At 70.5% G+C, this 24,623-nt stretch carries 27 protein-coding genes; 10 read left to right on the forward strand and 17 right to left on the reverse strand.

Features of this window, described 5'->3' with window-relative positions; translation table 11 throughout:
• Positions 1–154: 154 nt before the first annotated feature.
• Genes ACIBHX_RS06970 through ACIBHX_RS06985 form a run of 4 tightly spaced genes read right to left on the reverse strand, consistent with a single transcriptional unit; the run spans position 155 to position 4,701 of the window.
• Entirely contained in the window at positions 155–313 is a 159-nt protein-coding gene (locus ACIBHX_RS06970) for a hypothetical protein (protein WP_397065045.1), read from the reverse strand.
• A 7-nt stretch (positions 314–320) separates the two neighbouring features.
• A complete protein-coding gene (locus tag ACIBHX_RS06975; protein WP_397065046.1) occupies positions 321–1,409 on the reverse strand; it encodes an acetate/propionate family kinase in 1,089 nt (362 codons plus the stop codon).
• Positions 1,406–2,374 carry an Acg family FMN-binding oxidoreductase gene (locus tag ACIBHX_RS06980; protein WP_397065048.1) on the reverse strand — a complete coding sequence of 323 codons (969 nt, stop codon included), beginning with the start codon at positions 2,372–2,374 and terminating at the stop codon, positions 1,406–1,408. Before ACIBHX_RS06980 ends, ACIBHX_RS06975 begins: the two co-directional genes overlap by 4 nt.
• A gap of 50 nt (positions 2,375–2,424) precedes the next feature.
• Positions 2,425–4,701, reverse strand: a complete 2,277-nt coding sequence (locus ACIBHX_RS06985; RefSeq protein WP_397065050.1) for a phosphoketolase — start codon at positions 4,699–4,701, stop codon at positions 2,425–2,427.
• A gap of 196 nt (positions 4,702–4,897) precedes the next feature.
• Here ACIBHX_RS06985 and ACIBHX_RS06990 point away from each other — a divergent pair, with 196 nt between their 5' ends.
• Both ACIBHX_RS06990 and ACIBHX_RS06995 read left to right on the forward strand, forming a co-directional pair.
• Positions 4,898–5,530: a hypothetical protein gene (locus ACIBHX_RS06990; RefSeq protein ID WP_397065051.1), complete on the forward strand. Its 633-nt coding sequence runs from the start codon at positions 4,898–4,900 to the stop codon at positions 5,528–5,530.
• 118 nt (positions 5,531–5,648) lie between these two features.
• Positions 5,649–6,494 (forward strand): M55 family metallopeptidase, encoded by an 846-nt coding sequence (locus tag ACIBHX_RS06995; RefSeq protein ID WP_397065053.1) that lies wholly within the window; start codon positions 5,649–5,651, stop codon positions 6,492–6,494.
• On the opposite strand, the gene ACIBHX_RS07000 is transcribed toward ACIBHX_RS06995, so the two are convergent.
• Complete coding sequence (locus ACIBHX_RS07000) at positions 6,463–7,116, reverse strand: protein-L-isoaspartate(D-aspartate) O-methyltransferase (RefSeq protein ID WP_397066042.1); 654 nt, start codon at positions 7,114–7,116, stop codon at positions 6,463–6,465. The genes ACIBHX_RS06995 and ACIBHX_RS07000 overlap by 32 nt on opposite strands.
• 6 nt (positions 7,117–7,122) lie before the next feature.
• Complete coding sequence (locus tag ACIBHX_RS07005) at positions 7,123–7,971, reverse strand: universal stress protein (RefSeq protein ID WP_397065054.1); 849 nt, start codon at positions 7,969–7,971, stop codon at positions 7,123–7,125.
• Positions 7,972–8,220: 249 nt separating this feature from the next.
• On the opposite strand from ACIBHX_RS07005, the gene ACIBHX_RS07010 reads away from it, so the two are divergent.
• Positions 8,221–9,441, forward strand: a complete 1,221-nt coding sequence (locus ACIBHX_RS07010; RefSeq protein WP_397065056.1) for an SGNH/GDSL hydrolase family protein — start codon at positions 8,221–8,223, stop codon at positions 9,439–9,441.
• A 77-nt stretch (positions 9,442–9,518) separates the two neighbouring features.
• Positions 9,519–10,133: a TetR/AcrR family transcriptional regulator gene (locus tag ACIBHX_RS07015; protein ID WP_397065058.1), complete on the forward strand. Its 615-nt coding sequence runs from the start codon at positions 9,519–9,521 to the stop codon at positions 10,131–10,133.
• 86 nt (positions 10,134–10,219) lie between these two features.
• Here ACIBHX_RS07015 and ACIBHX_RS07020 read toward each other — a convergent pair whose 3' ends face one another.
• Both ACIBHX_RS07020 and ACIBHX_RS07025 read right to left on the reverse strand, forming a co-directional pair.
• A complete protein-coding gene (locus ACIBHX_RS07020; protein WP_397066044.1) occupies positions 10,220–10,465 on the reverse strand; it encodes a class II aldolase/adducin family protein in 246 nt (81 codons plus the stop codon).
• Between the two features lie 34 nt (positions 10,466–10,499).
• Positions 10,500–11,411 carry a LysR family transcriptional regulator gene (locus ACIBHX_RS07025; RefSeq protein ID WP_397065060.1) on the reverse strand — a complete coding sequence of 304 codons (912 nt, stop codon included), beginning with the start codon at positions 11,409–11,411 and terminating at the stop codon, positions 10,500–10,502.
• A 105-nt stretch (positions 11,412–11,516) separates the two neighbouring features.
• Between ACIBHX_RS07025 and ACIBHX_RS07030 the strand changes: the two genes are divergently transcribed.
• The gene (locus ACIBHX_RS07030) at positions 11,517–11,918 is read left to right on the forward strand and encodes a carboxymuconolactone decarboxylase family protein (protein WP_397065062.1); all 402 of its coding nucleotides are present in this window, start codon (positions 11,517–11,519) and stop codon (positions 11,916–11,918) included.
• A 48-nt stretch (positions 11,919–11,966) separates the two neighbouring features.
• Positions 11,967–12,416: a hypothetical protein gene (locus tag ACIBHX_RS07035; protein ID WP_397065063.1), complete on the forward strand. Its 450-nt coding sequence runs from the start codon at positions 11,967–11,969 to the stop codon at positions 12,414–12,416.
• On the opposite strand, the gene ACIBHX_RS07040 is transcribed toward ACIBHX_RS07035, so the two are convergent.
• Genes ACIBHX_RS07040 through ACIBHX_RS07055 form a run of 4 tightly spaced genes read right to left on the reverse strand, consistent with a single transcriptional unit; the run spans position 12,400 to position 14,962 of the window.
• Positions 12,400–12,873: a nitroreductase family deazaflavin-dependent oxidoreductase gene (locus tag ACIBHX_RS07040; RefSeq protein WP_397065064.1), complete on the reverse strand. Its 474-nt coding sequence runs from the start codon at positions 12,871–12,873 to the stop codon at positions 12,400–12,402. The two genes, ACIBHX_RS07035 and ACIBHX_RS07040, sit on opposite strands and share 17 nt — an antisense overlap.
• A 2-nt stretch (positions 12,874–12,875) precedes the next feature.
• Positions 12,876–14,039, reverse strand: a complete 1,164-nt coding sequence (locus ACIBHX_RS07045) for an FAD-dependent monooxygenase (RefSeq protein WP_397065065.1) — start codon at positions 14,037–14,039, stop codon at positions 12,876–12,878.
• A complete protein-coding gene (locus ACIBHX_RS07050) occupies positions 14,036–14,626 on the reverse strand; it encodes a TetR/AcrR family transcriptional regulator (protein WP_397065067.1) in 591 nt (196 codons plus the stop codon). Before ACIBHX_RS07050 ends, ACIBHX_RS07045 begins: the two co-directional genes overlap by 4 nt.
• 9 nt (positions 14,627–14,635) lie before the next feature.
• On the reverse strand, positions 14,636–14,962 hold the full coding sequence (locus ACIBHX_RS07055) for an NIPSNAP family protein (RefSeq protein WP_397065068.1): 327 nt from the start codon (positions 14,960–14,962) through the stop codon (positions 14,636–14,638).
• Between the two features lie 172 nt (positions 14,963–15,134).
• On the opposite strand from ACIBHX_RS07055, the gene ACIBHX_RS07060 reads away from it, so the two are divergent.
• Together ACIBHX_RS07060 and ACIBHX_RS07065 are read left to right on the forward strand one after the other, a co-directional pair.
• The gene (locus ACIBHX_RS07060; protein ID WP_397065069.1) at positions 15,135–16,325 is read left to right on the forward strand and encodes an FAD-dependent monooxygenase; all 1,191 of its coding nucleotides are present in this window, start codon (positions 15,135–15,137) and stop codon (positions 16,323–16,325) included.
• Between the two features lie 138 nt (positions 16,326–16,463).
• Complete coding sequence (locus ACIBHX_RS07065; RefSeq protein ID WP_397065071.1) at positions 16,464–17,099, forward strand: C40 family peptidase; 636 nt, start codon at positions 16,464–16,466, stop codon at positions 17,097–17,099.
• 176 nt (positions 17,100–17,275) lie between these two features.
• Here ACIBHX_RS07065 and ACIBHX_RS07070 read toward each other — a convergent pair whose 3' ends face one another.
• Both ACIBHX_RS07070 and ACIBHX_RS07075 read right to left on the reverse strand, forming a co-directional pair.
• Complete coding sequence (locus tag ACIBHX_RS07070; RefSeq protein ID WP_397065073.1) at positions 17,276–17,542, reverse strand: hypothetical protein; 267 nt, start codon at positions 17,540–17,542, stop codon at positions 17,276–17,278.
• Positions 17,543–17,814: 272 nt separating this feature from the next.
• The gene (locus tag ACIBHX_RS07075; RefSeq protein ID WP_397065075.1) at positions 17,815–18,897 is read right to left on the reverse strand and encodes a GEVED domain-containing protein; all 1,083 of its coding nucleotides are present in this window, start codon (positions 18,895–18,897) and stop codon (positions 17,815–17,817) included.
• Between the two features lie 160 nt (positions 18,898–19,057).
• On the opposite strand from ACIBHX_RS07075, the gene ACIBHX_RS07080 reads away from it, so the two are divergent.
• A complete protein-coding gene (locus ACIBHX_RS07080; RefSeq protein ID WP_397065076.1) occupies positions 19,058–19,285 on the forward strand; it encodes a hypothetical protein in 228 nt (75 codons plus the stop codon).
• Between the two features lie 171 nt (positions 19,286–19,456).
• On the opposite strand, the gene ACIBHX_RS07085 is transcribed toward ACIBHX_RS07080, so the two are convergent.
• Positions 19,457–20,710, reverse strand: a complete 1,254-nt coding sequence (locus tag ACIBHX_RS07085) for an NAD(P)-binding domain-containing protein (protein ID WP_397065078.1) — start codon at positions 20,708–20,710, stop codon at positions 19,457–19,459.
• A 40-nt stretch (positions 20,711–20,750) separates the two neighbouring features.
• Positions 20,751–21,845: an ATP-grasp domain-containing protein gene (locus ACIBHX_RS07090; protein ID WP_397065080.1), complete on the reverse strand. Its 1,095-nt coding sequence runs from the start codon at positions 21,843–21,845 to the stop codon at positions 20,751–20,753.
• Between the two features lie 422 nt (positions 21,846–22,267).
• On the opposite strand from ACIBHX_RS07090, the gene ACIBHX_RS07095 reads away from it, so the two are divergent.
• Complete coding sequence (locus tag ACIBHX_RS07095; RefSeq protein ID WP_397065082.1) at positions 22,268–23,530, forward strand: glycosyl hydrolase; 1,263 nt, start codon at positions 22,268–22,270, stop codon at positions 23,528–23,530.
• On the opposite strand, the gene ACIBHX_RS07100 is transcribed toward ACIBHX_RS07095, so the two are convergent.
• Positions 23,505–24,611, reverse strand: a complete 1,107-nt coding sequence (locus tag ACIBHX_RS07100) for a glycosyltransferase (protein ID WP_397065083.1) — start codon at positions 24,609–24,611, stop codon at positions 23,505–23,507. The genes ACIBHX_RS07095 and ACIBHX_RS07100 overlap by 26 nt on opposite strands.
• Positions 24,612–24,623 lie beyond the last annotated feature (12 nt).

Genomic DNA, 24,623 nt, shown 5'->3' on the forward strand with positions numbered 1-24,623 from the left:
ACCGGCTGGTCGGTGACCGCGGTGGGACACGCCCGCGCCGTCCACACCCCCGAGGAAATGGCCCGCCTGATCCAGCTTCCCCTGCTGCCATGGGCACCGGGCAGCCGCGACCACTACATCGTGGTGGCCGCCGAACAGGTCACCGGACACCGCATCACAGCGGCACCGACCAGCTGAGCCGCGTCCCGCCCTGCGCAGGCGACTCCACGGTGAACGTGCCGCCCAGCCGGGCCGCCCGCTCGGCATCACCGATCTGTCGGTCATACCCGAAGTCCGTCTCCCGCCGCGCCCGGTCGGCGAAGGTCAGCGCCACAAGAGACCTAGCCCGTCAGGGTGGCGGCCTGGTGGGCGATCTCCCATTCCTCGTCGGCAGGGATGATCAGGACGCGCACGTCGGAGTCGGAGATGGTCTCGCGGTGGGCGGCGTTGTGGTGAGGGTCGAGCTGGATGCCCAGGCGTTCGAGCCCACCGAGGGCCGCGGCGCGGATGTCGGCGTCGTGCTCGCCCACTCCCCCGGTGAAGACGATCGCGTCCACGTGGCCGAGCAGCGCGTAGTAGGCGCCCACGTACTTGCGGATCCGGTAGCAGTACACCTGTCTGGCCAGCAGGGCGTCCGGGTCGCCGAGCTCGGCGCGCCGCCGTACTTCGCGCATGTCGGACGCGCCGGTCAGGCCCAGCAGGCCGCTGCGGCGGGTCAGGACCGCGGCGCCCAGCTCGGCGGCGAGGTAGGGGTCCACGTCTCCGCTGCGGGTGCCCATGACCAGGCCTTCGGTGGGCGTGGCGCCCATCGAGGTGTCGATGCTGCGGCCGGCGCGGATCGCGGTGGCGCTGGCGCCGTTGCCCAGGTGCAGCACGATCAGATCGGGTTCGGGGCGGCCGAGGATCTCGGCGGCGCGCCGGGTCGCGTACGAGCACGAGGTGCCGTGGAAGCCGAAGCGCCGTGCCCCGGCCTCGCGCGGCACCGCGTAGGTGTAGGCCTCGGGCGGCATGCTCTGGTGGAAAGCCGTGTCGAACACCGCCACCTGCGGCACCCCGGGAAAGGCCGTCGCGGCGGCCCGGATCCCGGCCAGGTTGACCGGGTTGTGCAGCGGCGCGAGCGGCGCGAGCTCGTCGATCGCCGCCATCACGGCATCGTCGACCAGCACGGGTCCATGGAAACGGGTGCCGCCGTGGACGACCCGGTGCCCGATCGCGCTCGGCCGTACATCTGTCAGCAGATCGAGCGCCGCACTGAACGCGGCCGCGTGGTCGGCGAAGGGCCCTTCGCGGAGGTACGGCGGGCGGCCCTCGACCCGGTGGGTGAGCGCCCCGTCCAGCTCGGCGAGCCCGCGCACGGGCCGCGTGCCCGCCTTCAGGTCGACCAGCTCGTACTTGACCGACGACGAGCCGGTGTTGAAGACGAGGATCACGAGTCGGTCAGGTCGGTGAGCGGGCGTCGGACGCCGTGGCCCTCCTCGGCGGTGATGCCGAGCCGCATGAGCATCTGCGGGTAGGCGCCGTCGCACACCCGCTCCCGGAGGAACTCGCGCAGGTGCGGCTCCTCAACCGTCTGGGTGTGGAACGCGGCGCTCACGCCGTGGGCCGAGGCGTGCAGCAGCACCCGCTGCAGCGCCTGACCGGCCGCCAGCCAGGCCTCGCGGGTGTCCTGTCGGGTGGTCAGCAGCGCCACCACCCCGGTGGCGGCGGACGTGCGCGGGTCGGGGTCGGTGCCCCAGGGGTGCAGGTGGGCGTAGTCGCGCTGGGCGAACTCGCCTGCCGACTGCTTCGGATAGGCGTCGGCGGGCACGCCGTCGCCGCGGGCGCTGCCCGGTGGGCGCGCCCACCGGATGACCTCCAGGGTGAAGGGCCGGTCCTGCGACTGGACGGCCTGGGCCGCCTCGGTGAGTCCGGCCAGGGCCCGCACGGCGGCCGGCGCCCCGACCGGCGTGAAGGTCGCGCCCTCGGCCGCGGCCTCCCGCTCCCACTGTTCCGCCAGCCGCTCGGGTACGGGCGTGTCGGTGAAGCCTGTCCGGTGCGTGCGCCGCCGTTCGATCTGCCCGGCCAGCATCCTGGTGTGCTCATCCGGCTCGACGGACGGGCCGAGCCGTACCGTCGCGATCAGCGAGGGGCGGTCGGGATCGGGCAGGATGCGCACGATCGGCTCGCGGCCGGCCTGGCGCAGCGCGGTGCGCAGGTTGAACACGGCCGCCCCGCAGCTGATCAGCAGTTCCCTGCCGCCCGGATCCTCGAGGGCCAGCTTGCGATCGGTGTCCGCGCGGACGGCGATCTCCTCGCCCGTGACGGCGAAGGTCCAAGGCTGGGTGTTGTGCACCGACGGCGCCCAGCGCGCCGCCTCAAGCCCGGAGTGGATGGCCTGGTCAGCAGTGGTGTTCATATCCTCACCTCAGCACCGGCTCTGCCCTGCGGGCAGGGCCGAAAGTCCCTTCATCCTGTGCTCCAGGTCCAGTCGCGGATGTCGGGAGCGTCCTCACCGTGTTCGCGGGTGTGGGCGCGGGCGCGCAGCCGGGTCTCGGCCATCTCCTGGCGCAGGTGCGCCTGTGCGGTGGCCAGGCCGGGGACGCGGTCGATGACGTCCATGACCAGGTGGTAGCGGTCGATGTCGTTGAGCATGGCCATGTCGAAGGGCGTGGTCGTGGTGCCCTCCTCCTTGTAGCCGCGCACGTGCAGGTTCGGGTGGCCGTGCCTGCGGTAGGCCAGGCGGTGGATCAGCCACGGGTAGCCGTGGAAGTCGAAGATGATCGGCTTGTCCGTGGTGAACAGCGCGTCGAACTCGGCGTCGCTCAGCCCGTGCGGGTGCTCGGAGGTCAGCCGCATCAGGTCGACCACGTTGACGACCCTGACCTTCAGGTACGGCAGGCGGTCGCGCAGGATCGCGGCCGCGGCGAGGGTTTCCAGGGTGGGCACGTCGCCGGCGCAGGCCAGCACCACGTCGGGTTCGCTGCCGGCGTCCGTGGAGGCCCAGGGCAGGATGCCGACCCCGCGGGTGCAGTGGGCGATGGCCTCGTCCATGGTGAACAGGTCGAGTACGGGCTGCTTGCCGGCCACGACCACGTTGACGTAGTCGCGCGAGCGCAGGCAGTGGTCCGTCACCGACAGCAGCGTGTTGGCGTCCGGCGGCAGGTAGACCCGTACCACCTCGGCCTTCTTGTTGACCACGACGTCGAGGAACCCGGGGTCCTGGTGGCTGAAGCCGTTGTGGTCCTGACGCCACACGTGCGAGGACAGCAGGTAGTTGAGCGAGGCGACGGGATTGCGCCAACCGATCTTCCGGGACGCTTCCAGCCACTTGGCGTGCTGGTTGAACATGGCGTCGACGATGTGGATGAACGCCTCGTAGCAGTTGAACAGGCCGTGCCGGCCGGTCAGCAGGTAGCCCTCCAGCCAGCCCTGGCATAGATGCTCCGACAGGACCTCCATCACCCGCCCGCCGCGGGCCAGATGGTCGTCGCCTTCTTCGCGTGCGGCGTTCCATGCCCGGTCGGTCACCTCGAAGACCGCGTTCAGCCTGTTGGAGGCCGTCTCGTCCGGCCCCATCAGCCGGAACGTGGTCCTGTTTTCGGCGATCACGTCGCGCAGGAACGTGCCCAGGACGCGGGTCGGCTCGCTCGACTGGACGCCCGGCTGCTCGACCTTGACCGCGTAGTCGCGGAAGTCGGGCAGCCGCAGCGGCGCGACGTACGGGTTGGTGTGCGGGCTCGCGCTCATCGGCTTGCGGGGCACGTTGGCCAGCACCGGTTGGGCAGGGCGTCCGTCGGCGTCGAACAGCTCCTCCGGATGGTAGGAACGCATCCACCTCTCCAGTTGCGCCAGATGGCGAGGGTTCTCCCTGACCTGGGCGAGCGGCACCTGGTGGGCGCGCCACGTGCCCTCGACCGGCAGCCCGTCGACGTAGTCGGGTCCGGTCCAGCCCTTCGGCGTGCGCAGCACGATCATGGGCAGCTTGTCGCTGTAGCCGTCCCGGTAGACGGCGATCTGGTCGAAGGCGACGTCCAGCGCCCTGGCCATCTCCTCGTGCGACGGGCCCACCTCCAGGGGGCGGTAGCCGTACCCCTCCATGAGCTTGACCAGGTCGGGGAAGGGGATGCGCGCCAGCACGGTCGGGTTGGCGATCTTGTAGCCGTTCAGGTGCAGGATCGGCAGCACGACGCCGTCGCGGAGCGGGTCGAGGAACTTGTTGGCGTGCCAGCTGGCCGCCAGCGGGCCTGTCTCGGCCTCGCCGTCGCCGACGATGCAGGCCACCACCAGGTCCGGGTTGTCGAAGGCCGCGCCGTACGCGTGCGCCAGCGAGTAGCCGAGCTCGCCGCCCTCGTGGATGGAGCCGGGGGTCTGCGGCGCGACGTGGCTGGGGATGCCGCCGGGGGCGGAGAACTGGGCGAACAGCCGCCGCATCCCCTCGGCGTCCTGCGAAACGTCCGGATAAATCGCGCTATAGGTGCCCTCCAGCCAGGCGTGCGCCACGGCCGCCGGGCCGCCGTGCCCGGGGCCGGCGATGTAGATCAGGTCCTGGTCGCGCTCGGCGATGATCCTGTTCAGGTGTGCGAAGCAGAAGTTCAGCCCGGGCGTGGTCCCCCAGTGACCGAGCAGGCGCGGCTTGATGTGCTCCGGCTCGAGCGGCTCAGTCAGCAGCGGGTTGTCGCGCAGGTAGATCTGCCCGACCGACAGGTAGTTGGCGGCGCGCCAGTAAGCGTCAACGACATCCATGACCTCACTGTCCGTCGTGGCCGATGCCCGGCAGCACCAGCGAACGTCACCTATGCCTGGGCCCAAAGTCCCTACTTCTGTGATCGCGCGAGATTGTGGATGAGGGCTGCCCTTAGGCGGGAGCGGCGATTCTCAGGGACGGCTCAGGGGTGATCACCGATGGGCTCGGGCGGTTCCGGGCGGGCAGGGTGGGGGCATGACCGCCTCTCCCGCATCCTTTACCGCCGGGCCCGCCGCGCTGTTCGGCGGCTGGGTCCTGATGCGCCCCATCGACGGTGACGCCGTGCCGGGCGCCTGGTGGACGGCCGCGCACGCAGTGTGGCTGTTCGGCTTCCTGATGTTCGGCGTGATGATCGTGCGGCTGTGGCGGCTGGCGGCGCCGCGTACGAGGGGGCAGCGGGTGGCCGTCGCGGCGGCGGCGGGGGTGGCGCTGTTCAGCGTCGCCGCGAACGTCGCCCAACTCGCCGTCGACCTCGTCGCCGGGCTCACCAGGGCTGACGGGGCGGGGATGAAGGCGCTGTTCGACCAGGTCAAGGCCTATCCGGGGGTGGAGCCGATCGTCTACGGGATCGGCGCGCAGCTGTTCTTCGCCGCACTGCTGGTGCTGGCCGGGATCATGGCGGCGCTGCGGCGGGTCACGTCGCTGAGCGCGGCCCTGGTGGCCACGGGCGTGGTGGTGCTGGCCGTGGCGACGCTCGGCTTGGGACGTGACTCCGCGCTGGTCGCCGTGGGGATGGCCGTTCTGTGGCTGGGGGCGCTGCTGCTGGGCCGCAGCCCGGACGGCGGCGACGCGATCATCGCCTCCAGCGCGCCTCCCCTTCGGCCTTGAGCAGTCGCGCCGCTGTGCTGGGCGCCCAAGGTGGGCGCTCAGCTTCGGCCGCGGCGACAAAGCCCTCGGGGGCAGCAGGTGACACCCTGTGACGGACGTCCACGGAAAGGAGTAACCGGTGCGGGTCTACATCTCCATCGACATGGAGGGCGTGGGGGGCATCGCCACCATGGACCAGGTCGTCCGGGGCGGTCACGGGTATCCGCGATCGCAGCGGCTGATGACGGCCGAGGCCAACGCCGCCATCGAGGGCGCGTTCGCGGCCGGCGCCGACAGCGTCCTGATCAACGACAGCCACGGCACCATGGACAACCTGCTGCACGAGGAGCTCGATCCGCGTGCCCGGCTGATCTTCGGCTCTCCCAAGCTGGACTGCATGGCCGAGGGCGTCTCGGCCGAACACGACGTGGCCATGTTCCTCGGCTACCACGCCGCCGCCGGCTCGCCCGGCGTGCTCTCCCACACCTTCTCCTCGCACTTCTACGAGGTACGCCTCAACGGCAGGCCGGTGTCGGAGGCCGAGGTCAACGCGCTGCAGGCCGCCGCGGTGGGCGTCCCGATCGGGTTGCTCACCGGCGACGACGTCATCTGCGGTGTCGCGGAGAAGGCCTTCCCGGGCGTGCGTACGGTCGCCGTCAAGGTCGCGCACGGCCACACCGCCGCCGACAGCCTCTCCCCCACCGAGGCCAGGCGGCTGATCAGGGAGGCGGCGGCGGAGACCGTGCGGGGAGCCGGGGAACTGGCGCCGCTCCCGATGCCCGACGTGCTCGAACTCGAGATCGACATGCCGAGCACGCCCGCGGCCGAGCTGGGCGCGCAGATCCCGGGCGTGCGCAGGATCGCCGACAAGACGCTCGCCGGCACCTTCGCGACGCCCACGGAGGTGCTGGGCTGCGTGACGGTCTGCTACCACCTCGCCGCGGACGCCATGATCAGCCGCATGGCCCTGTTCGGCCGCCGTTAGAGTACGGGTCCGGCGGCGACCGGACCAGGGGGACGAAGCAGGCCGGCAGCAACAGCCGCTGCTCCTGGAGGCGGCCGTGGCGCTTGGCGAACAGGGTGACCATGTCGGCCGCACGCTCGTGGATCGGCATGACCAGCCGGCCGCCGTCTTTCAGCTGTTCCACCAGCGGGGCGGGCACCTCGGACGCCGTGGCGGACACGATGATGGCGTCGAACGGCGCGTGCGCCGGCAGGCCGAGGCTGCCGTCGCCCACCACGATCTCGACATCGGTCAGGCCCGACGACGCCAGGTTGGCCATGGCGAGCTCCGCCAGATCGGCATGGCGCTCGACGGAGTAGACCCGGCGAGCCAGGCGCGCGAGCAGGGCCGTCATGTAACCGCAGCCGGTGCCGATCTCCAGGACCTCGTCCGTGTCCGACAACCGGAGCGCGTCGATCATCCGGGCGACCAGGGACGGCTGCGAGGTCGGCTGGTCGTGCCCGATCGGGATCGGCGCGTCCAGTTCGGCGCGCGCGGCGAACTCCGGCGGCACGAACCGCTCGCGCGGCGTGGCGCGGACGGCGTCCAGCAGGCGGGGGTCGGTCACCCCTGCCTGCCGGACGATCTCCACCAGCGTCCTGATCGCCTCCTACGAGCGGACCACCGCGACGGCGCACCGGGCGTGGTGGAGGACGCCCCGGCTGACCGAGCCGAGGAGGGCGGCGGCGAGGGCACCCCTGCCGTGCGAGCCGACCACCACCAGATCGGCCGTGTCGGACGCCTCGACGAGGATCTCGACGGGATGCGCGCGTGGCGCGTACTCCACCACCGTCACGTCGGGGTATCGCGGTTCGAACGCGACGAGCCTGCCGGCCAGGATCCTGTGGTGGGTGGTCCGCACCTCGTCCACGTCGAAGACGAAGTCCGCGTAGGCGAGCTGCGGCAGATGCCAGGCGTGCACCGCCCTGAGCATGACGCCCCGGAGGTCGGCCTGGGCGAAGGCGTAGGCGAGGGCAGGCTCGCATTCCTTCGACTCGTCCACGCCGACCACCACCTCGTCGTACGGCTCCCGCGGGCCCTCACGCACGACCACCACAGGGCAGTGCGCCTGCCCCGCGACATGGTGGCTCACCGGGCCGAGCAGCGCTCCCGCGAACCCGCCCAGGCCCCGGTTGCCGATCACGATCTCGACGGCGTCCTTGGCCTGCTCGCACAGGACCGCGGCGGGATGGCCGTCGACGATCTCGGTGGTGACCTCGACGCCCGGCCGGCGTTCACGGGCGAGATGGGCCGCCTCGGCCAGGATCCGCTCCGCGCTGCGGGTCAGCGGGTCAGGCTCACCGGTGGAGTGAAAACTCACGATCCGGTACGGCCAGCGGTCCAGGGCGTGCACGATCCGCACCGGGGCGTGCATCCGGTAGGCGTCGTCGACCGCCCACTCCACCGCGGACCGTGCGGCCTGCGAACCATCGGCTCCTACGACGATCGAACCAGACATGATGCCCCCTCCCATCAAACCTCCTCCGGGCCGCGATTCTCCAGCCCGCGACCCTATTCGGATTTCTTGGTAGGAATGCTCGGGATCGCCCTCGAGGGCGCGCAGCAAGTTCCCCGGGTGGTCTGGCGGGCCGCTTTCATTCCTCCGGTCGATGGGGTGGCGCCACAGACCGGCCGAATGGTCGATTCCGGATCTCGCGCGCGTTGGAACACTCCTGTGATCGTCAAGACGATGAGGGATGGGCGTGAGATGAGATTGCGGAGATGGGTCGTGGCGGCAGGTGTGGCCGTGGCCTCGATGACGGTGACCGTACCGGCGGCGACGGCGGACGCGGACGGGGCGCACTGGGTGGCGGCCTGGGGCGCGGCGATGCAGCGGCCGACCCCGGGCACCGAGGACAACGGGCCGAACTGGTCGGTCAAGGGATTCGATGATCACACGGTGCGGCAGGTGGTCAGGGTGACCGCGGCCGGATCGAGGGTGCGCATCCGGCTGTCGAACGTCTACGGCACCAAGCCGCTGGCGATCGCCGGTGCCCGGGTCGCCCGGTCGGCCGGAGGCGCCCTGGTGTGGCCGGGCAGCAGCCGGCCCGTCACTTTCGCGGGGAAGCAGGCGGCGAGCATCCCGCCGGGCAAGGAGCTGGTCAGCGACCCCGTGGCGCTGAACGTCTCGCCGATGGAACGGCTGGCCGTCTCCATCCGAGTGCCGGCGGCCACGGGGCCCGCCACGTTCCACCGGTTCACCACCGCCACGTCCTACCGGGCCCACGGCGACCATCTGGACGACGTGGCGGTCAAGGCGTTCGGCGAGGCGACGCAGTCCTGGTACTACCTGACCGGCGTCGAGGTCGACAACCCCGGCGGCGCCGTGGTCGCCTTCGGCGACTCGCTGATCGACGGGGTGGGGTCGACGGCGGGCGCCGACGTCAGGTTCGTCGACCAGCTGGCGGAGCGGCTCGGCCTCCCCGTGGTGAACGCGGGGATCGCGGGGAGCCGCCTGCTCAACGCCTCGTCCTGCTACGGCGACAAGGCCGTCGACCGCTTCCGCCGCGACGTGCTCGACCGGCCTGGCGTCACGCGCGTGATCATCCACCTCGGCGCGAACGACCTGGGATACCCGCAGGTCGGCGGCGCGTGCGCGAAGCCGAACCGCAAGGTGAGCGTCGATCAGCTCATCGCCGGATACCGGGCGCTGATCGACGCGGCCCACGCCCGCGGCGTGCGGGTGACGGGGGTCACCATCCTGCCGCTGCGGGGATCGCTGTTCCCGTTCTGGACCAAGGAGGTGGAGGCGGCGCGGACCGCGGTCAACCAGTGGATCAGGACGGGCGGCGCTTACGATGCCGTGCTCGACGCCGACCGCGCCATGGCCGATCCCGCCGCCCCCGGCACGTCCAGGCCCGGCTACCTGTTTATGGACGGCCTGCACCCCAACGACGCCGGCCACTACGCCATCGCGGCCGCCGGATAAGGCCGCGATCGCCACAACGGAGTGAGGGCTCACTTCTCTCTTGACGGAGTGAGCACTCACTCCGTAGCATCGGTGGCATGACAGAGAAGCGGCGCAGGGCGCCGGGGATGAGTCCCGAGGAACGCAGGGCGATGATCGTCGCGGCGGCGCTGCCGCTGGTCGCCGAGTACGGTACCGCCGTGACCACCAGCCAGATCGCCAGGGCGGCCGGCATCGGCGAGGCGACGATCTTCCGCGTGTTCGCCGACAAGGAGGAGGTTCTGGACGCCTGCATGCACGAGGCCATGCGACCCGACAACGCCGTCAAGCAGATCGCGTCGATCTCGCTGGATCAGCCGCTGCCCGACCGGCTGAGCGAGGCCGCTGACGCGCTCAGCGCGCACCTGACGCGGATGGGCACGATCGCCGGGGCGCTGTACGGCTCCGGGCACCGGCGGCCGGCGCGGGAGGCCACCGTACAGAACGAGCAGGAGATGGAGCGGGGGCGGATAGCCTCGATCGAGGTGATCAAGGACGCTGTCGCCGAGCTCTTCGAGCCCGACCAGGACCGGCTGCGGCTTCCCGCTGGGCAGATCGCCGGGGTGTTCCTGGCGCTGACGTTCACCCGCGGCCGGGTCAACGGCCTGGCCGAGGGCGCGGACCTCATCGAGATCTTCCTGTACGGCGCGCTGAAGGCGGAAGAGCAGGCATGACCGTCGACAATCCCCTGTGCCCGCGTGGCCTGTTCTTCACCGACGCGGCCGGCAACCTCTACGAGGTCGTGTCGCCCGAGTAGCAGTCAGTCGAACAGGTCGGTGTCGGTGCGGACGATCTGGTCGTAGAGGGGCTGGAAGTTGATCCAGCCGGCCAGGTCGCTGCCGATCTGGCCGTGGGTGAGCATGGCCTGGTCGTGATCGATCGACACGGTCGGGCCCGCGGCCTTGGCCAGCAGCTGCGCCTGGCACGAACGCTCCATCGTGATGAACCACCAGGCGGCCGCGTCGACGGAGTCGCCCACGGTCAGCAGGCCGTGGTTGCGCAGGATGACGGCCTAGAGAGGCGGGTTGCCGCGTCGGGATTCACTCCGCCTCTTCTCGCCCGGCGCCCGGCGTGCTTGCGAGCGAGGCGAGGACGGTGCGGAAGCGCTCGAGCAGCGGGTTGCGGTCGTCCGCGCGCCAGACCAGGTAGAGCGTGGTGGAGGTGCCGGCCAGTGGCCGGGCCCTGACGCCGACGCGGCGCAGCGCGCGATGCGAGTCCGGCATGACCGCGGCGCCGAACCCGGCGGCGACCAGGGCGAGCACCGTCTGGACGCTGCGGCCGTGTGCGCCGATCTGGGGGACCACGCCGGCCTGGTCGCACAGCGCGATGATCTCGTCGTGGGAGTGCGGTGACACCTCGCGCGGCCAGACGACCAGCGGGATCTGCCCGAGCGCGGTCAGCGGAGCCGGGCCGGGCGCGTGCGCCAGCGGGTGCCCGGCGGGCATGAACAGGCTGAGCGGCTCGTGCCACCAGGCGCGCGTGGCCAGCCGGGCGTCGCGGGAGGGCAGACGCTGGACGGCGATGTCGTAGCGGCCGTCGAGCACACCGCTGGACATCTCGGCGTCGTTGAAGCTCTCCTCCAGGCGCAGCTCGACCCTGGGCAGCTCGCGCCGCAGCCGGCCCAGGGCGCCGCCCAGCGGGCCGTTGATCCCGGATCCGGCGAACGTCACCGTCACGCGGCCCGCCAAGCCCTCGCCGGCCAGCCGTACGTCCTCCAGTGCCGCGCGCGCCTCGGCGAGCACGGTCGTCGCGCGCGCCACCAGGGCGCGTCCGGCGGCGGTGGGAGTGATGCCGCGGCCCTGGCGCTCGAAGAGCGCGGTGCCCAGCCGGCGCTCCAGCTCGCGCAGCTGGCGGCTGAGCGTCGGCTGCGTGAGGTGCAGCCGGCGCGCGGCGCCGCTGATGCTGCCCTCCTCGGCGATGGCGACCACGTAGCCGAGCAACCGCAGATCCACGCATACCTCCCGGGCATGGTTCGTATGCCAAAGCATGCCTGATGAGCAGGCATGGCGGCGAATCGCGCAACGATTGGGACATCAACCACTAGAGGAGGACATGTCATGAACCGCGAGGAGCGCTACGAGGCCGGGCTGAAGGTGCTGAACAGCGTGGACGGCGAAGCGGGGCAGCGGGTCGTCGAGTCGCTCGCCGACGTCTCCCCTGAGCTCGGCCACCAGGTGGTCGCCTGGGCCTTCGGCACCATGTACGCCCGTCCCGAGCTGTCGCCCCGCGACAGGCAGTTGGTCACGCTGGGTGTGCTGACGGCGCTCGGCGGCTGTGAGATCGAGCTGAACGTGCACATCAACGCCGCGTTGAACGTCGGGCTGAGCGCCACGGAGATCGCCGAGGCGCTGCTGCACACGGCGGTCTACGCGGGCATGCCCCGCTCGATCAACGCCACGCTGGTCGCCAAGCAGGTCTTCGCCGACCGTGGGCTTCCGCCCGTCAGCAACCTGTCGTGAGGCTAAGGTAGTTGCAATTGAGTCGCAACTACTGGGTGAGGGTGGGCCGTGCGGGAAGTGATCGTCGAGCTGATCCTGCTGCGCGCCGCACCCGAGGGCTGGAGCTTCCGCCGCCAGGCCGCGCCGCTCGACCGGGAGGGTGACCCGAGCGAGCTGGCGCGGAGCCTGGCGGGCGAGCCGCTGCTGCTGCACTCCACCAGCTGGCGGCACGAGCCGGACGAGGGGATCGTGCTGACGTACGCCGCCTACCCGGACCCCGATCCGGACGCGCGCGCCGACGAGCTGGACGAGCTCGAGGTGGCCTTCGGCGCCGCACCCGACGATCCACGGCCCGTCGAGCTGACCGCGGCGCACGTGGCCGCGCACGCCATCCGCCACCTGGCCTTCCTCGTGGCCTCCGATCCCGTGACCGGCGCCGCGATCGTCGCCGACCCCGCGGTGGCGGCCCTGCTCGGCGGCGTCCGGGCGGAGGCCGCCGGGCTCATCCCTTCGGGGTGAACCTGACGAACGGGATGTGCCGCCCGACCTCCCGGTAGTCGGCCGTGCTGCCGTCCACCGCGAAGCCCATGATCTTGCACAGCTGGCGGGCCAGCACCGGGTGCCGCGGCGCGTACCTGGCCATGAGGTCGGCACCCTCGTCGGGAGACAGCGGCAAGGCGGTCGCCCCCATCACCCGGCCGCCGACCTGGATGACGACGTCCGGGGTCTTCTTGATGTTCTTGTACCAGTCGGAGCCCGGGCCGAACCCGGAGGGTGCCACGTATCCGTCAGGGCCGTGCTCGACGACTTCGATGACGACCTGGCGGGGCCGCCCTGACACGCGGCCGACGTGGTTCAGCAGCATGAGGCGCCGGCTGAGCAGCGGCCCGAGCCCCAGCCGGAACAGCCGGATGGGCAGCCGCCACAGCAGCCGCTGAAACCCGGCGGGCGGATCCGGCTTCTTGACGATCTCCATGTCTACTCCTTCTCCGCGGGCAGGACGCTGTCGACGCCGAACTGGCGGCGCAGCACCGCCGCGAACGCGTTGCGCATGATGACCTTGCTGAGCAGCCGCTGCGCGAGGACGCCCGCCGAGGTCCCGGGTACCAGCGAGCGGGCGAAGACCAGGGCGTTGCGCTGCCGCCTGGCCACCTCGGGCAGCATCCGCGCCTGATAAGCAGGGAAGGCGCGCTCGTGGCCGCCGTCGCGAGACAGCTCCTCGGCCAGCGCGTAGGCGCCGGCCATCGCCATCGACACGCCCTGCGCCGACACCATCGTCATGCAGCCGCACGCGTCGCCGACCAGCGCGACCCGGCCCCTGTGCCAGGCCGGCATGACGATCTGCGCCATCACGTCCATGAAGAAGGACTCGGGCGCCTCCTCGAGCAGGGAGGGCGTGATCCAGCCCATGCCGTCGAAGCGGTCGCGCAGCACCGCCGGCCGCCGCTCCCTCGGCACCGGCCTGGTGTCCTCCGTGGTGAACAGCAGCAGGGCGACCAGCTGGCCCGGCTCCCCGGTCGGGTAGACCACGGCCTGGCGTCCCGGCTCGGTGTAGTGGGCCCTCACCCTGCCCCAGCCGTAGCGGTCCTTGACCGGGTAGGAGGCCAGGTGGACCCCCAGGTAGCGGGCGTAGGCGGGCTCGGCGCCGAAGACCAGGTCCCTGGTCCTGGAGTGGATGCCGTCGGCGCCCACCAGCAGGTCGAAGCGCTCGTGGTCGCCGTCGTCGAAGGTGACGTCCACGGCGGTGGCGCTCTGCCGTACCTCTGAGATGGACCGGCCGAAGCGGATCTCGACGTCGTCGCGGACGGCGTCGAGCAGCGCCTCCTCCAGCGTGGTGTGCATGAGCGCGAGGTGCGGGCCGCGCATGATCCGGTCCAGGAGCGCGGGCGACAGCCGGGCGGTGGGCCGGCCGGCGGCGTCGAGGAAGTCGACCGAGTCCACGGGCAGCGGCCGGGCCGCGAGGCGGTCGATGATGCCCATCCGGGTGGCGACGTCGTACCCGCTGCCGAAGAAGTCGATGCCGTAGCCGCCCACGCGCCCGTTCGGGGAACGCTCGAGCACGACCGGCTCCATGCCGCGCCGCCGCAGCCAGTAGGCCAGGGTCAGCCCCCCGACGCCGCCGCCGCTGATGAGGATCCTCATGACTCCTCCAGCAGGTCGCGCAGTACGGCGAAGGCGTCGTCGAGCGGCAGCGCGGGGTCGACCATGTAGTGCAGCACCAGCCCGTCGATCAGGGCGGTGACCAGCGTCGCCACCCCGTCCGGACGCCTGGCCGGCCAGGTGGGGTGCAGCCGGCGCAGGCGCTGGGCGAACTCGGTGCGGACCTGCCTGAGCTGGTCCTTGAGCACCTCACCCAGCGCCGGGTCACGGGTGGCGCCGGCGATGAGCTCGACGGCCAGTCGCATCGCGCGCTCGTCGTCGGTGGTGTGCGGAAGCAGGGCGCGCATCGTGGCCACCGCCACTCCCTGGTCGAGCGCGTCCGCGAACGTGGACACCACCGGCCCGATCACCAGGTCCCCTGCCCGCCCGGCGATCGCCGCGTGCAGGCCGGGGAGGCCGCCGAAGTGGTAGTGGATCAGACCGGGGTTGGTCCCGGCGCGCTCGGCCACCGCGCGGGTGGTGACCGCGGGCCAGCCGTTCTCGCAGAGCAGGTCGACGCCCGCCTCGACGAGTTGCTCGCGCCGCCGATCCCCGCGCGGAGAACTTGGTCGATCGACTAAGTTAGTCACATGGCCAAGTTAGCACACGAGCGGCGCCAGGGCCGTTTGCTCGAGGACGATCGTGTGGTAGGTCTCGATGCGCGACAGGATCCCCTCGCGCGGGCCCTCGTGCCACTCGCGGCTGGAGTAGAAGGCCTCCTCCTGCTCGTCGCGCTGCTCGAGCGTGGCGAACGAGCGGATCAGGTAGGCCTCCTCGTGCCCGTCCTCGTCCACCAGCGAGGGCCCGCAGTCGACCACGCTCAGGCCGAACTTGGCGAGCAGGGGCACGGCCTCCTCGCGCATCACCCGGACGAACTCGTCACGCGTGCCGGGCTTCAAGCGGTATGTGCGGATTTCCAGAATCATGCCGCCGGACGCTACCGCCAGACGCTGACACCGCCCGTCAGCGATCCTTCGGCTTTTGGCGCCGGGCTTGTTCAACGACGGGCCGTGGGCGCGGACGGCGCGGCATGCGATGCCGGGGCGTACGCGGATGGCTACTCTGTGCGATAGCGCGTACGAACGTCCGGGAGCTCATGTGAAGGTCACCTGCGTCGGCGGCGGGCCCGCCAGCCTGTACTTCTCGATCCTGATGAAGCTGCGGGACCCCTCTCACGACATCACCGTCTATGAGCGGAACCCGGCGGGGTCGACGTACGGCTGGGGCGTGACGTACTGGGGCGGGCTGCTCGACAAGCTCCGCGAGAGCGACCCCGAGTCGGCCCGCGCCATCGGCGAGGCCTCGGTGCGCTGGCGCGACGGGGTCGCCCACGTCGGCGGCCGCAGCACCAGGCACCGCGGGGACGAAGGCTTCGGCATCGGCCGCCGCCGACTGCTCGGCATCCTCGCGGACCGGGCGGCAGGGCTGGGCGTGCGGGTGGAGTTCGAGCACGAGATCGCCGGCGAGGTCGCCGGCGCCGACCTGGTCGTGGTCGCCGACGGTGTGAACAGCCTGCTGCGCAGGCACCACGAGGACGACTTCGGCACCGAGGTCGCCACCGGGCGCAACACCTACATCTGGCTCGGCACCACCAAGGTCTTCGACGCCTTCACCTTCGCCTTCGTCGAGACGGAGCACGGCTGGATCTGGTGCTACGGCTACCGCTTCAACGACGAACGCAGCACCTGCGTGATCGAGTGCTCGACCGCCACGTGGGCCGGGCTCGGGCTCGACCGTGCCGGTGAGGCCGACGGGCTGGCGCTGCTGGAGAAGCTGTTCGGCGAGCTGCTCGACGGGCACCGGCTCATCGGACGCGGGCAGGCCGACGCCCAGTGGCTGCGCTTCCAGACCGTGACCAACCGCTCCTGGTACCGCGGCAACCTCGTCCTTGTCGGCGACGCCGCGCACACCACGCACTACTCCATCGGCGCGGGCACGACGCTCGCGCTCGAGGACTCCATCGCGCTGGCCGGCGCGCTCGGCAGGCACGCGGGGCTGGAGCCCGCGCTCGCCGAGTACGAACGGAAGCGGAAGGCCGCACTGCTGCCGGTGCAGAGCGCGGCCCGCTACAGCGCCAGGTTCTACGAGAGCCTGCCGCGCTACGTCCGCCTGGAGCCCGCGCAGATGTTCGCGCTGCTCGGCCAGCGGCACTCCCCGCTGCTCCCGCACATCCCCCCGCTGCTGTACTACCGGCTCGACCAGGCCGCCGGCCGGCTGGAGGCGCTGCGCAGGGTCAAGCGCTGGGCCGGGCACAGGATCGCCGGCTCGCTGCAGCTCTTCTCACGCTGACGCCTGTCTCGCGTACGGCGGGCGACTCCGTCCGCCGTACGTAGCTATGCCACTCGATGTCCGAGTATTGGCAATGATCATCCGCTGTCACGGGAACCTTCTGCGCCACCATCTCGGACAACGGACCTGGCAGGCGACATGATCCACGTTCTTCCTCTCGGCGCGGTCCTGGCCGCCTACCTCCACGGCTCGCCGGTTCCCGACGTGGACGACTCGCACTGCCTCGGCGGGAGGGCGCCCGTCACAGCGCCCATCACAGCGGCCTCGCCCGGCGATCCCGTGCACTACGGCACGCCCTGGTGCGCTCCCAAGACCTGGACACCGGCCACCGGGCTGTCCCGCGGCCGGCTCGCCGCGAACGCCGCGCTGGCCATGCTGGGCATCCCCTATTCGTGGGGCGGGGGCGGTCCCGACGGGCCGACTTTCGGCATCGGGCACGGCTCCAAGACCATGGGATTCGACTGCTCGGGGCTTACCGAATACGCGTGGGCGCGGGCCGGGCTGCACATCGGCACCACCTCGTACGCGCAGTGGCGGGCGGGCCAACGCATTCCTCGCAGGGAAATTCAGGCGGGGGATCTGGTTTTCTTCGACACGAAACCGAAACGTAAGGGACCGGATCACGTCGGTATAGCGACCACCGGCAAGGAGATGGTGGTCGCGCCATTCACGGGCGCGTCAGTGCGGACGGAGAGAATCGCGCGCAAGACGTTTATGGGAATAGTACGCCCGACGCCGATATTCAATTCCGCGGAAATTCGGAGCCGGACATGAAACTGCCTCCGGGCCGGCCCTACGGGAGTAGAGAACCGGTCTGGAGGCAGAATGCGTCAACAGCGTGATGGTGGGGTCGAGTGAGTTAACCCCACCATCACAGCCCTCGTCTCAGCTCCGGCCGGACGTCACGGCTCGGCCGAAGATGCAGGAAGCGTTCGAAGCTTCCCAGGAGACTACTCGCTCTCGTTGTCGTGTCCCTCGGAGACGTTCGCCGACTCGTTGGTGAGCAGGTTCAGCTGGTTGTCCTGAACGGCGACTGCGAGGATGTTGTTGCGGTTCAGGGCGTCGTTCAGGAGCGGGCAGACGACGGCCGCGGTGCAGGTGATGTTCTCCTCGCCCCCCGGCTGCTGCTCTCCCCAGGTCGCGGCGGAAGCCGCGGTGGACGACGCCGCCAGGAAAGCCCCCGCGGCGAGGGCTGCGATAGCAATGCTGCGAAGCATTTTTACTTCCTCCATTGTACGAGTGGAATCTTTGGCGCCGCGCCGCCTACGAATTCGACAGCCGCGCGATGCATGTCTACCTTGCCGCGCCACGCGAAGTAATTCCACTGAGGACGCCCTTGCTAAAGTCAAAGAGCGACATGGATTCCTTGGTATTCCTGGGCGGTTGATAAAACTCCGAGAGGCTTAAGACCCGAAGGGCGGGAAATGTCCAGTTCGCTCGTATTTACCGGGTGATTTCGGCCCGGCAAAACCGGCAGAAGTGGCGAATGTTAATTCATGCGATGATCGCGGTGCTGATGCGTGCGCATCGGATTGTTCCGGACATCCAGCGCGATCCGGTGGTCCTCGACCTCGCCCGTCGCCGCCCAGCCCGACGGCGCAGCCACCTCGTCGGCGTCGTGGGCCAGGCGCAGGCGCAGCCACGTCCGGCCCGGACGTACCCCGTCCGGGACGGTCCAGGTCAGCCCCGCCCTTCGCGAGCCGTCCGAGACGCGGGCTCGCGCCATTTCGCCGGACTCGAAGCGGCCGTCGCGGTCGAAGTCGATCCAGCCCGCGAGCGTGGCGGCCGAGGGGGTGTCCACTGGGGCCGACAGGTGGATCCTCTTACCGGGAGCCAGGCCCTGGAAGGGGTCCTCGCGCAGCCACGGCGACCGCTCTCCCGTGTCGGTACCGCCGCTCCTGCGGGGCACGAAACTCACGGTCCGCTGGTTGTCCGCGGTTACAGCGTCGCCGATCCTCAGGTCGGAGATGCCGTGGGAGGCGGCGCCGTAGGAGTTCGGGGCGTCCGAATCGTCCTCGTCCAGCGTCACCCGGAAGACGCCCCACATGAACGGGTCCCCCGCGGAACCCGCCAGGCGTACGTTCAAGGCCCTGAGATCCACGGAGAACGACGTGAGCGTGCCGTTGACCTGGGCGGTACCACACATGTACACGACGCCGCAGGTGGGCTTCCTGTCCGGTTCGAAGGGCGCCGGCACGATCTCCCTGCTGGTCACCTGGAATCCGGGGAATCCGGCGACCTTGGAGAACGTGGGCGTCGACGGCGTGCCACCTGAGAGCCGCAGCCCGCTCCAGTAGTCCTCCCTGTTCCCCATGAAGCCCGTCGCGCCGCCGGTCCCCGCGATGTGCAGCCGCGGATTGTGCACGGGCCGGGAGAAGCTGAACGTCAGCGTCGCGATGTCGCTCCATTCGTTGGGCTCGACGGCGAATTTCTCGTAGAGGTCGCTGATCGCGGGCGCGGCCTTGGCGTTCTCCGGGATGAGGTACTCGTCCGGCGGGGCGGCCGGATTCGCCCGCACCGTCTCCGCGCGGGAAATGACGGTGCCCTCTCGCAGCGTTTTCCTGACGGTCATCACGACGCCGGAAGGAGTGACGCCGCGGGCCTGTGTCGACGAATTGCTCAGCGTCCATTCGGGCGCGCCTCGCGGGGCCTGACTCGGGTTCTCCGAGGCTGTTCCGCGGCCTGCGGCGAGCGCCTCAGGAATGGTGGCAAGCGTCGCTATCATCGTCGTCGTGAATGCGAGCGCGACGATTCCACGCGTCAACTGCGAGTTTGGCAACATCAATGCCGCTCCATCCATGTCACAGGTCGTCTACTTTCGAGGTCTCCTCAGGGCGCGAGCCCGTGTCGTCCTCTACAGAATGAGCACAGAAAGGGAATATCTGCACCAGCGCGCGCATTCGGCCGTGCTCGCCTATGACGCTTCCCTGCGCGGTCTGTGGAACCGGCGCGCGCACTGACTTTCAAATACTGCACAATCGCGACCATCTCCTCAACGAAGACGTCCCGCGCGAAGATCAAAATCTCTCTTGACTTTCGACAGGATGGGAGAAATAGCCGGGATTGCCCGAGGTGACCTGGCAGCGAAACGGCCCCGCCATACCGGCGAGGCCGTCCGAGGGTCTGTCAGGTCAATGGTCGTTCGTGCCCGAGAGCGCCACCTGGGCGGGCAGCAGCCCGCCCCGCCCGCGCTCCCTGGCGGAGCGCACGAGCGCGGGAGTGATGGTGCGCGCGGCGTACCGGGCGCCGTGGACGAAGCGCATCACGGGGCCGAAGGTGTGGGCCGCGGCCAGGCCGACCATGAACAGGCCCGGGACCGTGGACTCGAACTCCCTGGTCAGCATCGGCGCCCAGGAGGCGTGCCGTACGGCCGCGCGCAGGCCGGGTTCGAGCACCTTGAGCCGGCGCACGTCGACCGTGTACCCGGTCGCGGCGATGACGGCGTCGGCCTCGATCGTCTCCTTGTGCCCGCGCGACTTCACCGTCAGCTCGACCCCGCCGCCGCGCCTGGCGGCGTGCACGAGCTTCGTGCGCAGGCGCACGTCGACGCTCTCCAGGCGCTCCCGCAGCCACCAGGAGCCCGCAGGGCCGAGCGTGGTGCGCACGATGTGCCGCCGGTAGGACGAGGGCAGGAACGGCACCAGGCCCGGCGCCTCCGCCCACACCCAGGAGCGCCATCCGGTGCCCAGGCCCGACTCCGGGGCCAGCACACGGGAGAGCAGCCCGCGCTCGACCACGGGCACCGTGTTCCACCGCAGTTCCTTGCACCGCGCGAGCACCTGAGGCTGGGCACCCGCCTCCTGCAGCAGGCAGGCCGTCTCCAGCGCGGACTGGCCGGCGCCGATGACGGCGACCCGCTGGCCGGCGTAGCCACTCAGGTCGTTGACCTGGCAGCTGTGCGCGAGCACCGAGGCCGGCAGCCCCGCCAGCGAGGCGGGCACGCGGGCGAACGGCAGGAACCCCAGCGCGAGCACCACGACCCTGGCTCGCACCCTCTCGTGCGTCGACAGCGTCAGGACGAAGTCCCCGCCCTCGGAGCCGACCTCGGTCACCTCCGCGTCCACCGTGACGTCGCGCGCGGCGTTGTCCTGGAACCACCGCCCGTACTCCACGAACCGCTGGACCGGAACCGGCGACCCGTAGGCGTACTCCAGGCCGTGCCGCGCGCAGTACGCCTCGAGCGTGTAGGCCCTGGCAGGATCGGCGAGGTGCGAGGCGGCGGGCTCGGACTTCAGCATCATGCCGACAGGCATGTGCTGGTTCCACGCCTTCATGGGCCGGCCGAACACCCGGACGTCAAGCCCCTCGGCCTGCGCGTAGGCCGCGACGGAGAGGCCGTAGGGACCCGCGCCCACAATGGCGACATCGAGGGTTTGAGTAAGCATCGTGCTCCATACCTAGAAAGGACAACCGGCAAATTGCGATTTACCGCCGGTGAATTCTCACCGAGCGAAGCAGCGTGTGCTCCACCATGCCGAGAAAGGGCTTCAGATCGTCTTTGGAGTACCACGCGAGCTCGCTGGCGTGCCCGAGAGAGTAGAGCCAGCCGGGCGCGGGACGAGCGCCGCCAGGACGCTTCCTGAGTTTCCGCAGCAGGTCGTAGTTCTCCACCAGGTACGTCCGGCCGTAGACGGGCAGGCACGGCGCGTGCGGCTGACCCGTCAGGTTCAGATAGGCGGACCTGACGACGTCCAGGTCGTTGGGGTCGCGGAAGAGGCCGAACTGCGCCCCGATCCGGGGGTTGAAGTCGAGCAGGTAGAACCGGTCGCTGCGCCGGCAGTACCGGAAGTCCATGTCGACGATCCCGGCGTAGCGCAGGGACGCGGCCATCGCCTGGGCCGTCTCCGCGATCCGCGCGTTGGGCAGCCAGCGCCCCAGCGTGGTGAGCCCGGCCGTCGGCGGGTAGGCGCGGTCCTTCCTGCCGGTGCCCGCGAACGCGCACGTCGAGTCGTCCATGAAGTAGCCGTGGAAGAACCAGTCGGCGTGCGGCACCGGCGGAATGTAGCGCTGGAGCAACAGCTCCCGCCCCATCCGAGCGGCCTGCTCGTAGAGGCCGGCCACGTGCTCCGCCGAGTGGACGACCGCGGTGCTGCGCATCCGCGCGTCCTTCGGCGCGGTCCAGGGCCGCGCCCACTTGGCGACCATCGGGAACCCGTAGTCCTCCACCGCGCTCTTCACGTCCGCCCGGCTCACGGCGACCACGGTGTCCGGATGGGAGACGCCCAGCTCCGCGCAGGTCACGGCCAGCGCCCGCTTGTCGGCCAGCCGGCTGGGCAGTTCGCCGGCCTGCTCGGGCAGCAGGAACGCCGGCGACAGCAGGTGGGCGTTGCAGGCGATGTTGATCGCGCTGATGTCGTCCAAGGCCAGCAGTACGGCGGGCCGTCCGATCCGCTTCGCCGCCGTGAGCAGCGTCCTGACGAACGTCTCCTGGTCGTCCCCCGTCTCGTCCCAGGTGACGCAGCTGGCGAGGTATTTCGACCGGGCGACGGGAACGTGCGTGCCCTCGAGAACGGCGTGCACCGCCACGCCCATCCTCCCGAGCGAGCGGATGGCGGCGAGCGTACCGTGATGAAACGGATTTCTGTCCATTCTTATGAGCAGCGCAGGGACACGCGTGTCCACCGGGAGTGCGTCATCGACGCTCTTTTGGCCGGTGTCACTGGTGTCGCTGCTCACGAATAGTTCCTATCACAGGCCAGATGCCCGTCATTTTCATGACTCTGTTGTTTGTCCTTATTGATTTCTTTAACGTCCCCAGAACTTAGTGGGTGCATATGCCGACAAACGGCGCAGCGAATCCGGCATAAGGTTCATTGGGCACATTATCTTTCGCTCATTAATGTTCTCGACCAGGCTCGAGCGGGAATAGTCGCCGACGACGATCAAGTCCAGGGAGGTGCTGGATGGGTGGACGGAGGCATTCGCGCCTTCGCGTGTGCTCCGTGCTTGTGGCTGGGGCATTGCTGATGGTGATCACCACCGAGCATCCGAGCTCCGGGACGGTGCCCCCGCTGCCGAGCGACACCGGTCCCCATCCGCCGGCGAAGCTGGGCGTCTTCCTCGGCTCCGACGCGGTGGGGACCGCACACATCCCCGCCTTCGAGCGGTGGCTGGGCCGCGAGGTCACGGTCGGCAGGACGTATCTGCCGGGCGACAGCTGGAGCGGGCTGAACGGGCCCGATTTCGTCCTGCGGCCGTGGGCGAAGTGGCGTGCCGCCAAACCGGGTCGCGTCCTGGCCATCAACGTCCCGATGGTGGCGCCCAACGAGGGCCACCTGTCGAACGAAACGGTGGCCAGCATGCTGAACGCGGGAGCCGCCGGCACCTTCGACCTCGTCTTCCGCCGCCTGGCCGGCAGGCTCGTGGCCGCGGGGGCGGCGGACTCCATCATCGTGCTCGGCTGGGAGATGAACGGCACGACCTACTCCAGCCGGTGCGCACCCAACCCGACGGCGTGGAAGACCTACTGGCGGCGGATCGTGGCCACCATGAGGTCGGTGCACGGGCAGCGTTTCCGCTTCGACTTCACCGCCAACCGCGGCACGGACGCCATTCCCTGGCCGCGGTGCTATCCGGGTGACGACGTGGTCGACATCATCGGCATGGACAACTACGACCAGCCGCCGTCGAACAATTTCGCCGGCTACGTCTCGCAGCCCTACGGCCTGCGCTACCACGCCGCGTTCGCCGCGGCCCACGGCAAGCCGATCTCGTTCCCCGAATGGGGCCTGTTCCGCTACGGTGACCGGCCCGGATTCGTCCGCTCCATGATCCAGTGGATCCGCACCCACAACGTGGCCTACCAGGCGATCACCGACTACTGCCCGCACGGGGTGTGGCAGTGCGGCCACAACCCGCTCTCCGCGCTGTCCTACCGCAAGGAGTTCAAGATCAGCGGTCCGGCACCGCCGAGCAAGCCCCTGATCACGACGCCGACGTCCACGGTGCTCACCCCCACGGTGACGACTCCCAAGGTGTCGGTCCCCGCGGCGGCGACGCCCAGACTGACACCCACGCTGCACCCCAGGGTGACTCCCAAGGTGACTCACACGGTGACTCCCAAGGTGACTCACAGGGTGGCCACGCCGCCGGTGCGCGTTCACCGGCCGTCGTCGTCCGCGACCGTGGCCAAGGCCGGCCTGCCGCGTCCGAGTCCCACGTCGCTGCCGAGCGCGAAGCCTACGAGGGCCCGCGCCTACTGGTAGCGAGGGTGAGCTCGGCCAGCCGGTCGAAGGTGAGCCGCGCGTCGAAGAGCTTGGCGCGGGTGGCGGCGGAAAGGCCCTCGTTCCAGGCGGCCGCCGGTTGGCGCAGCCGCAGTGACACGGCCACGGCCAGGACCTGTTCGTCGCCGAAGGGCACGAGCTCGCCCACGTCCCAGGACAGGACCTCGCTCAGGCCGGGGACGTCGAAGGCGACCACCGGACGAGCGCAGGCCAGCGCCTCGAGCGCGCTCAGCGGCAACCCCTCCCAGCGGGACGGCAGCACCACGACGTCGCAGGCGGCGTACCAGGGCCGCACGTCGGGCGTCGCCGGCACGAAGCGGACGCCCGCCGGGGCCCGCTCCCTCAGCGCGTCCGCGAGCTCGCCGTCCCCGACGATCGCCAGCAGCGCCTCGGGGCACTCCGCCGTGACGCGCGGCCACGCCTCCAGCAGGAGGTCCTGGCCCTTCTGGCGGGTCACCCTGCCGGTGCACAGCGCCAGCGGGACGTCCTCGCCCACGCCCAGTTCCCGGCGCGCGCGCGACCTGTCCTCGATGCCGGCCGGCCGGAAGTGCTCCAGGTCGACGCCGTTGCGGATGACGGTGAGGTTCCCGCGCAGGCCTCGGGATCGGGCCAGCTCCGCCTCGCCCTCGCCGACGCAGACCAGGGCGTCGGTGTAGGACGTCGCGGCCCTCTCCCAGGCCGTCACCAGCCGGGCCATGGGCCCGCGGCAGGGCAGCCAGGACCACCCGTGCGGCTGGAAGATGGTCGGCCGCCGCCCGCGCAGGGCGAGCCGCCCGGCCAGCCCCGCCTTGGCTGAGTGCAGGTGGACGACGTCCGGATCGAGCCGCCCGACCAGGCGGCCGAGGGCTCTCGCCTCGGCCAGGGATGACAGGCCGGGAGAACGGCGGGCCTCCCACTCCAGGTACCCGATGCCGGCGCCGGCCAGCCGTTCGCGCAGCGGGCCGTGCTCGGGTGCGGCCACGGTCACCTTCCAGCCGCGCCGTACCTGGTCGGTGGCGGCGGCCACGACGTAGCCCGCCACGCCGCCGTCGGTGGGCTGGGTCACGTGCAGCACGCTCGTCACGCAGGCATCCCT

This window comes from Nonomuraea sp. NPDC050536 (assembly GCF_044457685.1).
In the GTDB taxonomy this organism is placed as follows: domain Bacteria; phylum Actinomycetota; class Actinomycetes; order Streptosporangiales; family Streptosporangiaceae; genus Nonomuraea.

What these genes read in the sequence shown, in the direction of transcription:
- ACIBHX_RS07065 (WP_397065071.1), top strand. Translation starts at nt 16,464, where the DNA reads ATGATCCACGTTCTTCCTCTCGGCGCGGTCCTGGCCGCCTACCTCCAC.
- ACIBHX_RS07005 (WP_397065054.1), bottom strand. Translation starts at nt 7,971, where the DNA reads ATGTCTGGTTCGATCGTCGTAGGAGCCGATGGTTCGCAGGCCGCACGG.
- ACIBHX_RS07055 (WP_397065068.1), bottom strand. Translation starts at nt 14,962, where the DNA reads ATGATTCTGGAAATCCGCACATACCGCTTGAAGCCCGGCACGCGTGAC.
- ACIBHX_RS07040 (WP_397065064.1), bottom strand. Translation starts at nt 12,873, where the DNA reads ATGGAGATCGTCAAGAAGCCGGATCCGCCCGCCGGGTTTCAGCGGCTG.
- ACIBHX_RS07070 (WP_397065073.1), bottom strand. Translation starts at nt 17,542, where the DNA reads ATGCTTCGCAGCATTGCTATCGCAGCCCTCGCCGCGGGGGCTTTCCTG.
- ACIBHX_RS06985 (WP_397065050.1), bottom strand. Translation starts at nt 4,701, where the DNA reads ATGGATGTCGTTGACGCTTACTGGCGCGCCGCCAACTACCTGTCGGTC.
- ACIBHX_RS07030 (WP_397065062.1), top strand. Translation starts at nt 11,517, where the DNA reads ATGAACCGCGAGGAGCGCTACGAGGCCGGGCTGAAGGTGCTGAACAGC.
- ACIBHX_RS07075 (WP_397065075.1), bottom strand. Translation starts at nt 18,897, where the DNA reads ATGACCGTCAGGAAAACGCTGCGAGAGGGCACCGTCATTTCCCGCGCG.
- ACIBHX_RS07010 (WP_397065056.1), top strand. Translation starts at nt 8,221, where the DNA reads ATGAGATTGCGGAGATGGGTCGTGGCGGCAGGTGTGGCCGTGGCCTCG.
- ACIBHX_RS07015 (WP_397065058.1), top strand. Translation starts at nt 9,519, where the DNA reads ATGACAGAGAAGCGGCGCAGGGCGCCGGGGATGAGTCCCGAGGAACGC.
- ACIBHX_RS07045 (WP_397065065.1), bottom strand. Translation starts at nt 14,039, where the DNA reads ATGAGGATCCTCATCAGCGGCGGCGGCGTCGGGGGGCTGACCCTGGCC.
- ACIBHX_RS07085 (WP_397065078.1), bottom strand. Translation starts at nt 20,710, where the DNA reads ATGCTTACTCAAACCCTCGATGTCGCCATTGTGGGCGCGGGTCCCTAC.
- ACIBHX_RS06990 (WP_397065051.1), top strand. Translation starts at nt 4,898, where the DNA reads ATGACCGCCTCTCCCGCATCCTTTACCGCCGGGCCCGCCGCGCTGTTC.
- ACIBHX_RS06980 (WP_397065048.1), bottom strand. Translation starts at nt 2,374, where the DNA reads ATGAACACCACTGCTGACCAGGCCATCCACTCCGGGCTTGAGGCGGCG.